At 74.1% G+C, this 13,133-nt stretch carries 12 protein-coding genes and 1 pseudogene; 8 read left to right on the plus strand and 5 right to left on the minus strand.

Annotated features, from left to right (window positions below):
• The 5 genes from AB0O67_RS32595 to AB0O67_RS32615 form a co-directional block, all read left to right on the plus strand.
• The coding region (locus AB0O67_RS32595; protein WP_365458070.1) for a cellulose binding domain-containing protein at window positions 1-725 on the plus strand (725 nt) is incomplete at its 5' end.
• Window positions 726-992: 267 nt separating this feature from the next.
• Entirely contained in the window at window positions 993-2,084 is a 1,092-nt protein-coding gene (rsgA, locus tag AB0O67_RS32600; RefSeq protein WP_365458073.1) for a ribosome small subunit-dependent GTPase A, read from the plus strand.
• Between the two features lie 162 nt (window positions 2,085-2,246).
• On the plus strand, window positions 2,247-3,641 hold the full coding sequence (locus AB0O67_RS32605) for an AlkA N-terminal domain-containing protein (RefSeq protein WP_365458097.1): 1,395 nt from the start codon (window positions 2,247-2,249) through the stop codon (window positions 3,639-3,641).
• Between the two features lie 41 nt (window positions 3,642-3,682).
• On the plus strand, window positions 3,683-4,186 hold the full coding sequence (locus AB0O67_RS32610) for a methylated-DNA--[protein]-cysteine S-methyltransferase (RefSeq protein WP_365458100.1): 504 nt from the start codon (window positions 3,683-3,685) through the stop codon (window positions 4,184-4,186).
• A 41-nt stretch (window positions 4,187-4,227) separates the two neighbouring features.
• Window positions 4,228-4,866, plus strand: a complete 639-nt coding sequence (locus AB0O67_RS32615) for a LysE family translocator (RefSeq protein ID WP_365458076.1) — start codon at window positions 4,228-4,230, stop codon at window positions 4,864-4,866.
• Window positions 4,867-4,883: 17 nt separating this feature from the next.
• Here AB0O67_RS32615 and AB0O67_RS32620 read toward each other — a convergent pair whose 3' ends face one another.
• Window positions 4,884-5,366 carry a DUF456 domain-containing protein gene (locus AB0O67_RS32620; RefSeq protein ID WP_365458103.1) on the minus strand — a complete coding sequence of 161 codons (483 nt, stop codon included), beginning with the start codon at window positions 5,364-5,366 and terminating at the stop codon, window positions 4,884-4,886.
• Between the two features lie 87 nt (window positions 5,367-5,453).
• Window positions 5,454-6,196 (minus strand): annotated as a pseudogene (locus AB0O67_RS32625) (helix-turn-helix transcriptional regulator); the annotation flags it as partial.
• A 356-nt stretch (window positions 6,197-6,552) separates the two neighbouring features.
• Between AB0O67_RS32625 and AB0O67_RS32630 the strand changes: the two are divergent.
• Complete coding sequence (locus AB0O67_RS32630) at window positions 6,553-7,932, plus strand: protein phosphatase 2C domain-containing protein (protein WP_365458079.1); 1,380 nt, start codon at window positions 6,553-6,555, stop codon at window positions 7,930-7,932.
• Window positions 7,933-7,956: 24 nt separating this feature from the next.
• Here the strand turns inward: AB0O67_RS32630 and AB0O67_RS32635 are convergent, their stop codons facing one another.
• Window positions 7,957-9,117 (minus strand): helix-turn-helix domain-containing protein, encoded by a 1,161-nt coding sequence (locus AB0O67_RS32635; protein WP_365458082.1) that lies wholly within the window; start codon window positions 9,115-9,117, stop codon window positions 7,957-7,959.
• A gap of 186 nt (window positions 9,118-9,303) precedes the next feature.
• On the opposite strand from AB0O67_RS32635, the gene AB0O67_RS32640 reads away from it, so the two are divergent.
• Window positions 9,304-9,921, plus strand: a complete 618-nt coding sequence (locus AB0O67_RS32640; RefSeq protein ID WP_365458085.1) for a hypothetical protein — start codon at window positions 9,304-9,306, stop codon at window positions 9,919-9,921.
• Between the two features lie 393 nt (window positions 9,922-10,314).
• Entirely contained in the window at window positions 10,315-10,803 is a 489-nt protein-coding gene (locus AB0O67_RS32645) for an ATP-binding protein (protein WP_365458088.1), read from the plus strand.
• 55 nt (window positions 10,804-10,858) lie between these two features.
• Here AB0O67_RS32645 and AB0O67_RS32650 read toward each other — a convergent pair whose 3' ends face one another.
• On the minus strand, window positions 10,859-11,905 hold the full coding sequence (locus AB0O67_RS32650) for a DUF2637 domain-containing protein (protein ID WP_365458091.1): 1,047 nt from the start codon (window positions 11,903-11,905) through the stop codon (window positions 10,859-10,861).
• 268 nt (window positions 11,906-12,173) lie between these two features.
• Window positions 12,174-13,022: a (2Fe-2S)-binding protein gene (locus tag AB0O67_RS32655; protein ID WP_365458094.1), complete on the minus strand. Its 849-nt coding sequence runs from the start codon at window positions 13,020-13,022 to the stop codon at window positions 12,174-12,176.
• Between the last annotated feature and the right edge of the window lie 111 nt (window positions 13,023-13,133).

Below are 13,133 nucleotides of genomic sequence, written 5' to 3' on the forward strand. Positions count from 1 at the left end.
GCGCCGCCGAGGTACGCCTCGGCGCCGGCCGCCCCGGCGCCCTCGACCCCGACGACGAGGCGGCCCCGGCCGGTACCGACAAGGCACGCGTGCTGCGGGGCGGCCTGCTCGCCGCCGCCGTCCTGGTCTCCCTGCCGGCCCTCGCCGTGACCCTGATGCAGCAGGGCGACAGCGGCGACGGCGCGATGGCACCCACCGACACCGCCGACCGCCGGCCCGTGGCCGGTCCCGGCCTCTCCCTGCCGGCCGTCACCCGGGCCCCCTCGCAGCCGGCGTCGCCCTCCCCGAAGCCCTCGGGCGAAAAGACTTCGGCCGCGCCGTCCGCGCACGAGGGCACCGACCCCGAACCGCAGGGCTCGACGACCGGTCCCACGGCGCGGACCCGGCCGACGCCCGGCGCGAGCACCCGGCCGACCTGCCACGTCACCTACGACCTCGTCGGACAGTGGCCCGACGGATTCCAGGCGGCCGTCAAGGTCACCACCGAGCGCCCCCTCGACGACTGGCGGGTCGCCTGGACCTTCCGGGACGGCCAGCGGGTCGGCCAGATGTGGGACGCGGACGTCAGCCAGAGCGGCTCCCGCGTCACCGCCACCGCCGCCGACTACAACCGGACCGTCGCCGCCGACGGCAGCCTCGCCTTCGGCTTCCTCGCCTCCTGGCGCGGCAGGAACTCGCCGGCATACGACTTCACGCTGAACGGACGGCAGTGCTCGGGGGCCTGAAGGACTCCGGTGCGCAAAACGCGTTGACGGGGCACCGTGGCGCCCGATTAGAGTGAGGGCGCAACCGGCGGTGGCCCCGATGCCGCCGCCGTACCACCGAGTGTGTGTCGAGGAGGTGTAGACCCGATGACTGTCGCCGTGCTGTGCGCTGCCCGCACTCAGGAACTCATCAAGTCCACCTCCGTGGCCACCGGCTGACACACTCCACGCTCTCGCGCGCCGTCCGTGCGCGCCCCGCCGGGGCCACCCTTGTGAAGGGTCACCCTGTTGTCTTCCACCTCTGTCTCCACCGCGCTCGCTCCCTACGGCTGGGACGACGCGTGGGCGGACGAGTTCGCCCCGTACGACTCCGAAGGACTGCTGCCCGGGCGGGTGGTCCGGGTCGACCGCGGTCAGTGCGACGTGGTCACCGCCGGCGGCTTGCTGCGGGCCGACACCGCCTTCGTCACGCCCCACGACCCGCTGCGGGTCGTGTGCACCGGCGACTGGGTCGCCGTCGAACCCGCGGGCACTCCCCGCTACGTACGGACGTGTCTGCCGCGCCGTACCGCCTTCGTGCGCTCCACCTCCTCCAAGCGGTCCGAGGGGCAGATCCTCGCCGCCAACGTCGACCACGCGATCGTCGCCGTGTCGCTGGCCGTCGAACTCGACCTCGGCCGCATCGAGCGCTTCCTCGCACTCGCCTGGGAGTCCGGGGCGCAGCCGGTGGTCGTGCTGACCAAGGCCGACCTGGTCCCGGACGCGGTGACGCTCTCGCACCTCGTGCAGGACGTGGAGACCACGGCGCCGGGCGTGCCCGTGCTGGCGGTCAGTGCCGTCGGCGGGGACGGACTGGACGTGCTCGCCGCCGTCGTCGCCGGGGGGACGTCCGTCCTGCTCGGGCAGTCCGGCGCGGGCAAGTCGACACTCGCCAACGCGCTGCTCGGACAGGACGTGATGGAGGTGCAGGCCACCCGGGACGTCGACGGCAAGGGGCGGCACACGACCACGACGCGCAACCTGCTGCCGCTGCCCGGTGGCGGTGTCCTGATCGACACGCCGGGCCTGCGCGGCGTCGGGCTCTGGGACGCCGGCACCGGGGTCGGGCAGGTGTTCGCCGAGATCGAGGAGCTGGCGGGCGACTGCCGGTTCCACGACTGCGCCCACGAGTCCGAACCGGGCTGCGCGGTGCTGGCCGCGCTCGACTCGGGTGAACTGCCGGTACGGCGGCTGGAGAGCTATCGCAAGCTGCTCCGGGAGAACCAGTGGATCGTGGCCAAGACCGACGCCCGGCTCCGGGCGGAGATCCGCAAGGACTGGAAGCGCAAGGGCGCCGAGGGACGGGCCGCGATGGAGGCCAAGCGGGGGCGTCAGCGGTAGGACGTACCCGGGGCGGGCACGGTTCGGAGCACCGGCCGGCGCCGTGCGGCGCTGCCGCGCCCGCCCGTGCCCGTCCTCCCGGGCGCACGACGCACATCACACAGCAGGGTGTCCGAATTCCGCCAGCCGCACGCCTCTCCAGGGCGCAGACTGGACAGCGTGATGGACGAGGACACCAGGTACGCGGCCGTGCGCAGCAGGGACGCCCGGTTCGACGGCGAGTTCTTCTTCGCGGTCGAGACCACGGGCATCTACTGCCGGCCCAGCTGCCCCGCCGTCACCCCCAAGCGGCCCAACGTGCGGTTCTTCGCGTCGGCCGCCGCCGCGCAGGGAGCGGGCTTCCGCGCCTGCCGGCGGTGCCGCCCGGACGCCGTGCCGGGGTCGGCCGAGTGGAACGTCCGGGCCGATGTCGTGGGCCGGGCCATGCGGCTGATCGGCGACGGCGTCGTTGACCGGGAGGGCGTCGCCGGACTCGCCACGCGACTCGGGTACAGCGCCCGGCAGGTGCAGCGCCAGTTGACCACCGAGCTCGGCGCCGGGCCCGTCGCCCTCGCCCGGGCCCAGCGCGCGCACACCGCGCGCGTGCTGATCCAGACCACCGACCTGCCCATCACGCAGATCGCGTTCGCCGCCGGGTTCGCCAGCGTGCGGCAGTTCAACGACACCATGCGCGAGGTGTACGCCTCGACCCCGAGCGCATTGCGGGCCGCCGCGCCCAAGGGACGTACCGCTCGGCGGGCGGACACCCCCGGCGCCGGGATCCCGCTGCGGCTCGCCCACCGCGGGCCCTACCACGCGCGTGCCGTCTTCGACCTGCTCGCGCGCGAGGCCGTGGCCGGCATCGAGGAGGTCGGCGGGACGCCCGGCCGGCGCACCTACCGGCGCACGCTCCGGCTGCCGTACGGCACCGGCATCGTCGCCGTCGACGAGCGCACCGGTAGCTCCGGCTCCGCCACCCACCCCGGCGGCTGGCTCGACGCCCGGATGCACCTGACCGACCAGCGGGACCTCACCACCGCCGTGCAGCGGCTGCGGCGGCTGCTCGACCTCGACGCCGATCCGTACGCCGTCGACGGGCGCCTCGGCGCCGATCCGCGGCTCGCCCCCCTGGTCGCCGCCCGGCCCGGCCTGCGGTCGCCCGGCGCCGCCGACCCGGAGGAACTGGCGGTACGCGCGCTCGTGGGGCGGCCGGCGGCGGAGGGGCTGGTTCGGCGGTACGGCAAGGCGCTCGACGCGCCCTGCGGCGCCCTCACCCACCTCTTCCCCGAACCGGCCGTCCTCGCCGGCGCCGAACCCGAGGGCACCCTGGGCGCCCTGACCACGGCCCTCGCCGACGGTGCCGTACGCCTCGATCCGGGCGCCGACCGCGACGACGCGCAGGCCGCCCTGCTCGCCCTGCCCGGCCTGGACGCCACCACCGTCGCCGTCATCCGCACCCGCGCCCTCGGCGACCCCGACGTCGCCCCGCCCGGCGCGGACGTCCCCGACAGCTGGCGCCCCTGGCGCTCGTATGCCGTACGACACCTGCGCACAGCAGGGGAGTTGGAGTTCCCGTGAGCATCACCGCCCGTCCCCCCGTGACCACCGCTGTCGCCTCCGTGGAGATCCACTGGGCCACCGTCGGCAGCCCTCTCGGCGAGCTGCTGCTCACCGCCGACCCGGATGGCACCCTCACCTCCCTGTCCGTGCCCGGGCAGAAGGGCGGACGTACCGTCCAGCACGGCTGGCGGCACGATCCCGCGCTCTTCCGCGAGGCGGAGGAGCAGCTCGCCGCGTACTTCGCCGGGGAGAGGAAGGAGTTCCGGCTGAGACGGCGTTCCGAGGGCACGCCGTTCCGGCAGCGGGTGTGGAACGCGATCGAATCGCTGCCCTACGGGGCGACCACCACGTACGGCGAGATCGCGGCACGGATCGGCGCCCCGCGCGCCGCCGTACGGGCCGTCGGCGGCGCGATCGGCGCCAATCCGCTGCTCGTCGTGCGCCCCTGCCACCGGATCATCGGCGCCGACGGCTCGCTGACCGGCTACGCGGGTGGCCTGGACCGCAAGGTGCGGCTGCTCACGCTGGAGGGCGTGCTGCCGCCCGCGGGCGCCGCCGGATAACCGATTGAACCGCATGCCGCCCACGTGTTTCCGTGGGCGGCATGGTGCCGACCGATCGACTCGCGGCCTTCGCCGCCATGTCGTTCCTGCTGATCGTGGTCCCCGGGCCGAGTGTCCTGTTCGTGGTCGGGCGCGCCCTGGTGCAGGGGCGCCGGGCCGCGATGACCACGGTGGTGGGCAACACGCTGGGGGCGTACGCCGCAGTGGCCGCCGTGGCGTTCGGCGTGGGTGCCGTGGTGGAGCGGTCGGCCGTCGTCTTCATGGCGCTGAAGCTGGCCGGCGCCGCCTACCTGATCCACCTGGGCATCCGGGCGATACGGCAACGGCACGCGCTGCGGGCGGCGTTCGGCCAGGCGCAAGCCGGCCCCGGGGGGCTGCGCACGCTGTGGGAGGGGTTCGCGGTCGGAGTGACCAACCCGAAGACGATCGTGTTCTTCGCCGCCGTACTGCCCCAGTTCGTGGACCGCGCGCAGGGGCACGTCACCGCGCAGATGCTGCTGCTCGGCCTGGTCTTCAACCTCATCGCCGTCGCCTGCGACAGCGTCTGGGGGCTGGCCGCGGCCGGTGCCCGGAACTGGTTCGCCCGGTCCCCGGGGCGGCTCGCGGCCATCGGTGGCGCCGGCGGTCTGACCATGATCGGCCTCGGGGTGACGGTCGCGGTGACCGGCCGCAAGGACTGATCGTCCGCCCGGACCGGTCAGCCCCAGATCACCACGCCCAGCCAGACGCCCATGATCAGCTGACAGGTGAACAGCTCCGCGAGCACGCTGGAGCCCCCCGAGCGCATCGCCGTGCGCACGGCGGCCCAGGCCTCGGCGTGGCGGCCGAGCCGGAGGCGTTCGCAGAGGAAGATGCCCGCCATGAAGCCCGGGATCGCGCCGACGACCGGGACGACGAAGAAGCCGACGAGCGAGCCGAGCCCGGCGTACACCGCCATCCGGGGGGTGGCGTCGCTCTCCCGGAGCCTGCGCGGTGGCAGGGCCCAGCGCACCACCTGCGCCAGGAACAGCGCGACGGTGGCGCCGACCAGCACGAACCAGGCGGTCGGCTGCGGGTCCTGCAGCGCCCACCACATCACCGCCGCCCACACCAGCCACGACCCCGGAACCCCGGGCACCAGCACTCCGCACAGGCCGGCCACCATCAGCAGGCCGGCCAGCAGGAGCTGCCACACTCCCATCTGCCCAGCCTGCCGGAGCCCACGGAACCTCGCAGGTCGCCGGTGCCGCGCGCGGGCGGGCGCACCGCGCACCGGTACGTCAGCGCCCCGGGCCACCCACCCGCGCTCGTACACCTGCCACCCCAGCTGCAACCGGGTCGTCACCCCTGTCAGCTCCATCAACCGCCTCACCCGCCGCTGCACGGTCCTCAGGCCCAGGTCCAGCTGTTTGGCGAACCGCAGCGGCAACGCCTTACGCCACACCGACTCGAACAGGCCCGCCAGCAGTTCCGGCAGCCCGCTCGCGTGCACCACCAGCGCCGCTCCGTCCCGCTGGTCCAGCACCGACCGCTCGACCACGACCCGGTAGCGCACGCCGCGGGCGGCGGCCTGCTCCACCGCGTGGTTCTCCGCCCCGGTCACGGCGACCGGGGCCCGGTGACCAGCGCGCGCACCTCCTCGCTCGCCCCCAGCTGCAACTGGAGGCACCGTTGCGTGACCGCCGCCGCCCCGATCACCACCTCGACCAGGTCGTGCACGGCCGGTTCGGCCGCCGCCCGGTACTCCTCGGCGAGCAGCACGGCCGCCACCTCCGCCTGCTCCAGCTCGTGCCGCCACCGGGTGAGCAGCGCGCCCAGCGCCACCCCGGGCGGGGCGGCCACCCAGCAACCGGGCCGGGCGGACGACTGGGCGGCGAGGCCGTGTCGTTCCAGGCGGCGCGGCGCGCGCTCGGTGTCGTGCTCGCCGAGCGTCAGCCGCCGGGACGGATCGGTCACGTCGGCGGCACCCACCGTCACCAGCGCGCGGTACGCCGACTCCCGCGTCCCGTCCAGCCCGATCGCCGCCGGCATCGACCCTCACCCCTCCCCGGAAGCCGGACCCGCCGACCGTCCGTGGCGCAAACAGGCCACGGCGCAAAGCCGCCACGGCACATCGTCGCCGTACCGCGCGTAACTCTGCCAAGGTGGGGCCACCGGCGCCGACGGGCACCGGGTGTTTCGCGTCGCCGGGCGGCTCTCCCGTGGGGGGTGGAGTCGCCCGGTGGCCTCTCTCGCACGTCCGTACGGTGCCTGGCCCCGGCGCGCGTACGCCGGACCCGACACCCGTACGACATGTCACCCCGACACGCCGTGCGAACCCGGAGAGCCGCGTCCCATTTTCCGAACGCCCCGTTTTCATCCGGGCCGTGCGGTGGACAATCGAGGGCATGAGCCAGCAGGGGGGAAGGCCCGCCGGTCACTCCGACGACTGGTGGCGGCAGCTGTACGACGACACCACCGAGGACACGGGCCCCACGCGCACGCCCGAGTCGCTCGACGACCGTTTCGCCTCGGCGGCGGACGCGGTGACCGAACCGCCGGGCGCTGGCGGCGGCTTACCCGCGCCGCGCCGCGACGGCGCGCGACCGCCACGGGGCGGCGCCGGCCGCGCGGACGCATCGCCCCGCGCCGACGGGGCGGTCCCCGGGCCGCGCGACGCCGGAACGGCCCCTTCCCTGCCACTCCCGCCCACCGGCCCCACCACCTCGGCCACCGGACGCCCCGCCCCCACCTTCGCGGAGCCGCCCCCGCCGTTCCCGCCGCCCCCACCCGCACCACCCCGCCTGGCCCCCGTCACCCCCACCCCGCTGCACCACGTCGGTTCCGGCCCGCCCACCTACGAGCCCGAGCCCACCGCCCTGCCGCCCGCCGATCCCGACGACCTCGGCGACCTGGTCGCCGACACCGTGCTGGACGGCGCCCACTACGGCGCCTGCACCTTGCGCGCCGCCTCCGTGCGCGGGGACTCCGCGCGCTACCGGGGCGAGCCCCGCCGCGACGCCCTGTTCACCGCCCGGTTCGGCACCGGCGACACCGCGCTCGTACTGGTCGCGATGGCCACCGGCGCACGTGCCAACGCCGGCGCGCACCGCGCCGCCGCCGAGGTGTGCCAGTGGATCGGGCGTGCGGTCGGGCGCAGCCACGCACGGCTCGCCGAGGACATACGCGCCGGCCGCCGCGGCGACCTGAAGTCCGGCCTGCACCGCCTCACCGACCGCAGCCTCGGCAAACTCCGCGCCAGCGCCGCCGAACAGGGCCTGCGGCCCGACGAGTACGCCGCCACCCTGCGCTGCCTGCTCCTGCCCGCCGACCCCGGGTGCCGCACGCGCGTCTTCTTCGGCGTCGGCGCCGGAGGCCTGTTCCGGCTGCGCGACGGCGCCTGGCGGGACATCGAACCGCAGTTCGGCGAGGTCACCGGCGAGCCCGTCCTCAGCTTCGGGTCACCACCCGCCGAGACCCCCGCGGGCGACCGGCTCACCATGGACCTCGGCATACCGACCCCGCCGAGCCCCTACGAACCGGCCCCCGAGCCGCCCCGCGAACCCTTCCGCTTCCGCGCCTCCGTCGCCCGACCGGGTGACACGCTCCTGATGTGCACGGGCGGCCTCGCGGAGCCGCTGCGCGGCGAACCGGAACTGCCCGCGCATCTGCGGGAGCGGTGGGCGGCCCCGCAGCCACCGGGTCTCGCCGCCTTCCTCGCCGACACCCAGGTACGGGTGAAGGGATACGCCGACGACCGTACGGCGGCCGCCGTGTGGGAGGCGTGAGGGCGAGCCCTGTGGATTGAAGCACTACTGGTCGACGTAAGGCGTCCAGCGGCGCGCGGACGTGTCGTACGCGTACCGGGGCAGGTCCTCGATGGCGGTCGTGCGGAACGGGTGGCCGTCGTCGTCGATACGGATCGTGCCGGACCGGCCCTGGGAGGACCAGTCCAGCTCCAGGTACCACGAACAGTCGCAGTGCCCGGTACGGGCGTTGACCAGGAGGACCTCCGGGTCCTCGGCGGAGACGCGGTAGGGCATGCGCACCGCCGGGAGGGGGTCGCCCGCGTCGTTGCCGGGCATCGCGCGGGCGATCGGGCGGTCGGCGTCCAGGTCCACCGCGAAGTGGCGGGGCGTCAGCGCGCCGCCGCAGCCCTGGTCCATGGCGTACGCCGTGCCGGGCACCGGGTCGGTACGGCCCACGACACGGACGCGCAGCGCCTCCAGGACCACGGCCGTGGACGTCCTGCCCTGCACGGAGACCCGGATGTTCGTCTCACGCCCGTGCACGGCGTCCTGGGTCGCCGCCCACCGCCCGGCGTCCTGCGGGGCCGGGGGCGGCGGGACCCGGTCCGGAGATCTGCGGATGACGTAGTCGTGCCCGCAGCCGAGCGACCACGCCTGGGAGTCGGCGGTCCACGCGAGCGGAGCCGCGACGGCCACCGGACGCGGGGGCTCCGCCTGCTCCTTGCCGCCCCCACCGTCCGGACGCAGGGCGACGAGGGCGACGACCAGGGCGGAGGCGAGTCCGGCGGCGAGGGCCAAGCGGCGATGCCGGTACCAGGGGCGGACGATCCTCCGCGAGGGCGCCGGCACGGGCGCCGGCTGCGTGCGGGGCTCCTTCGGAGGGACCTCCTCCACCGCCACTTCGCGCGCGGCGGCCGACGACGACCCCGCCGTCCGGCCCTTGCGGCGGGCCGCGACGGCCAGGAGCCAGTGGCGGTGGAGGTCCAGGCGTTCCTCCGGTGTGGCGCCGCACAGCGCGGCGAAGCGTTCGACCGGGGCGAAGTGGAGCGGGACCGCCTCGCCGGCGCAGTAGCGGTGCAACGTCGAGGTGTTCATGCCCAGGCGGCGGGCCAGCGAGCCGTAACTGCGGTCGGTGCGCGCCTTGAACGCCCGCAGCAGCGCCGCGAACTCCGCCACGTCGTCGTGTGCCGGCACCGTACCCTCCGTCCTGGCCCGGGACGGCATCCCAGGCACTCACATATCTGCACGTCAGCCGGGCTGGGATGGTTCCATCGTGCCGGATGCCGCGCCGGCTGTTGCGGCTGCCCGCCGGTACGGCCGATGCTCTTGGCGACGCCCCTGGTTCCGCCGGACCGACCGTCGGGCGCGGGCGACGATTCCACTTCGTACGACACCTTCACGGGGAGACCCATGCCCAACCGCATCCGAGCCGGCGCGCTCACCGCATTCGTCGTCGCCGGGCTCACCACGCTCACGACCCTCGCCGCACCCGCGGGCGCCGCCGCCCCGGCGAAGCCCGCGCCCGCCTTCCTCTCGGCCTCCCAACTGCCGCCGCACCCCTCGTCCTCCTGGACCGCCGGCAAGGTCACCGACGGGGTGCCGCTGGAACTCGGTCTCTGCCTCGCCGACGTCTTCCCGGGCTACGACTCCCGCTACCGGGAGTTCCGCACCGACCTCGACACCGGCGCCCGCCAGCTCACCATCGTCACGGGCAGCGCTGTCAAGGCCAAGGCCCTCGCCGACCGCATGAACGAGGAGATCCGGAACTGTCCGGACCGCCTCGAGACGGACCCGGAGATCGGCGCCGCGCACCGGGACTACGGCGCCGTGCCGGTCGAGGAGGGCGCCCGCGTGCACGGTCTGCACACCTGGACGGCGTGGGGTGCCACGGACATCCGCCTGATGTCGGTGGGCCGCGACGGCCGGACCGTCACCGTCGTGGACTGGGCGCAGATGGGCGACTTCTCCGACGCCCCGGTGCGCGCCTTCAAGAAGACCACCACCACCGCGGTGAACAAGCTGTACTGACCGCACGGGCCCCCTGAGGAACGGCGGCGTCCTCTCCCACGGGGGTGGGGAGGGCGGCCGCCGTGCCGTACGGTTTTGGCCAGTCTCGCCGTCCGCGCCACGGCACCGGTAGGGCGGCCCGTGACCGGATGTCGAGAACCGGCGGCCCCACGCACTCAGCGGCTACGGCCGGATCGGCAGCCCTGGGTCGGCAGTTGGGACCTTCCGGGTCGGCCCGCACCGCGCCGGACGCCCCGGGCGGCGGCCCCGTGGGGCGCCCGGGGCGGGCACCGCCGTGGCCGAACACCCGGTCGTTGACAATTCCACATGACTGCCGCGGCGCCCATCGGGCAAGGATCCCCGTGAACGTGTTCGAGCAGGAGGGGAAACCACATCGGCACGCGGGCGGGGGACATGAAGAGGCAGGCACGAGGGGGCGGTCCCACGGCGTTCGGGGCCTTCTCGGCGGGGACGGTGGAGGAAGAGGCCGACGGCGCCACGGAGCAGGCACAGGCGTCGCAACTCAAGCGCAGACTCGGGAGGTCGGACCTGAGGGCGGTCCCGGAGGCCCGCAGAGAGCTGCGCGACCTGCTACGGCACTGGGGACAACCCGGCCGGGCGGAGATAGCGGAACTGCTCACCAGCGAACTCGTCACCAACGCGATCGTCCACACCGACCAGGAGGCCGTCCTGACGGCCACCGTCGGGCCCCATGGGCTGCGGGTGGAGGTACGGGACTACGTGGCCCGCAGACCCCGGTTGCGGGTGGCGAACCCTGACGAGAACACGCACGGCAGGGGACTCGTGCTGGTGGAGTCCCTCGCGGACGCGTGGGGCGTAAGGCCGCACGAGTCGGGGAAGTCCGTGTGGTTCGAACTGGAGGCGGACGCGGAGGCCGCCTGAACGGCACGGGGTGCGGTCCGTGTCGGACCGCACCCCCGTCCCGTGCTGTCCGGTCCTAACCGAACTGCTGCTCCAGGTCCTTCAGCTTGCGCTCAAGGGAGTCGAGGCGCGGCAGGGCCATGGTGTCGTCCTCCGCGGTGAGGTCGACCGTGAGCGGATCGGAGCCGGTGCGCACGGGCTGCAGTGAGGGCCGTGCGCGGACCGGCAGAGGTTCCGCGGTGGATATGGCAGGCTCCGCGGGGACGCGTTCGGCCACCTGCTCCACGGCGGGCAGCTCGGCGTGCCGTCCGCCGCCCCGGCCGACGAAGCCGCGACCGTGGCCCCGGCTGATCGCCTTGAGCTGCGCACGCTCCAGCCGCTCCTGCTCACGCCGCCGCAGCCGCGTCTGCTCCTTCTGCCGCTTGTCCTCGCGTACCTCGTCGACGGCCTCGTCAAGGGTGCGGACACCTTCCAGCAGCATCAGCGACCATGCCTTGTACGTCTCACGCGGCGCCCGCAGCCAGCGGACTATGCGGATCTGCGGCAGCGGTCGCGGAATCAGACCCTGCTCACGCAGCGCGGCCCGGCGGGTCTGCTTCAGGGCGCGGTCGAAGAGGACCGCCGCCGACATGGACATGCCCGCGAAGAAGTGGGGGGCGCCGTCGTGGCCGAGGCCGCGAGGGGCGTGCACCCAGTTGAACCAGGCCGCCGCGCCCGCGAACGTCCACACCAGTATCCGGGAGCCGAGCGCCGCGTCGCCGTGGCTGGCCTCACGCACCGCGAGCACCGAGCAGAACATCGCCGCGCCGTCGAGGCCGAACGGAACCAGGTATTCCCAGCCGCCGGTGAGCCCGAGGTTCTGCTGGCCGAAGCCGACGAGGCCCTTGAAGGAGAGCGCCGCGGCGACCGCGGCACAGCAGAAGAGGAGTACGTAGGAAGCGGTGCCGTATATGGCTTCCTTGCGCCTGCGGCGCTCCTCCATACGCTCCCACGAGTCGTCCGCGCTCGCGTCCTTCCCCGCGGAACGCTTGCCGCGCTGGAGTACCGCAACCGCCGTCAGCATGCCCGCGAGCAGTACGGCGCACGGTAGCAGCCAGTTCAGCGATATGTCGGTCAGTCTCATCTGGGGTCCCTTGCATTGGGATAGGGCGTAACGCCCGCCATGGTGGCCCAAACCCACCGGCCCTCAGGGGGTTTCGGTGCAAGAGGCCGCCATGGAAGTGCAAGGGGATGCCCGAGGCGGCGTTCTGCTCGAACTGCCGCGTGAGGGGCGGGAGTTGAGTTCGAATAAGACTACCCGTACGAGTGATGCCGGCGGTACGAGTGGTGCTGGTGTGGTTGCCCGGGGCGGTCCCGATGATCTTACGGGATGTGACGGGGTGTGAGCCGCCTCAACCGGCCGTCGCGGCCAGCAGTTTGGTCACGCGGTCCGCGTCGCAGGTGCGCGGGCAGGTGGCGCAGGTGTCCTCGGGGCGGAGGGTGTAGAACATGCAGCAGCTCGCCCGGTCCCGAGTGGGCAGCGTCTCGCCGTTCGGGCCCGTGAGCTCACGGAAGGCGGCCGAGCCGGCGTACGGCTTGGTCGCGCCCGGCAGCAGCAGCTCCAGCTCGCGGCGCGCGCGGTCCTCCTCGCCGAGGAGGTGGGCGACGTACCACAGGCCCTCGACGATCTCGTCGGTCGCCATGCCCCACAGGGCGCGGCCGCGGCGGCGCATCCGGGGGCCGAAGGCGGCCAGGACCGGTTCCAGGTGCTCGGCGACGGCCGCGCGTACCTCGGCCCGCAGCGCCTCCTCGTCCGGGACCACCGTGGCGCCCGGGAGGATCGCGGCGGGGTCGTCGGGGAGGCAGGCGAAGCCGTGCGGGCGGACCATGAGGTGGCCCATGGCCAGGCCGGGGGCGTCGCGGTCGTACGAGACATGCGTCACGGGGTAGCGGGGGACGCGGCGACTGAGGAACCACGGGACGGTGATCAGCAGGCAGGCCGGCCAGGCGTAGCGGTGCAGGCCGAAACTGGCTATCACGTCGGGACGGGCCTGTCGGCCGTAGTCGCGGACGACCTGGGCCTCGTCGTGGGCGAGGAAGTCGTCGAGGGCGGTGCCGCCTGCGGCGAGGGCGTCGCTGGTGATCCATCCGGGGCCGGGGGGGAAGGGCTCCGCGTGGTCCAGTTCCGTGATGCCCATGCTGGGGACGGCTTCCGCGAGGCGGGCGTACGCGCTTGCTGTGGCCGAGGCGGGCACGGGCATACGGGGACCACCCATTCGCAGACGTGTGGGGCCTTTAGAGGTAAGGCTTACCTTACCCGACGAGGTGCGGATGTGAACCAGGGGCTTCTGCGCCTAAGGTGCTTGACGGAC

Origin of the sequence: Streptomyces sp. NPDC086077, assembly GCF_040686175.1 — a bacterium.
GTDB lineage: Bacteria > Actinomycetota > Actinomycetes > Streptomycetales > Streptomycetaceae > Streptomyces.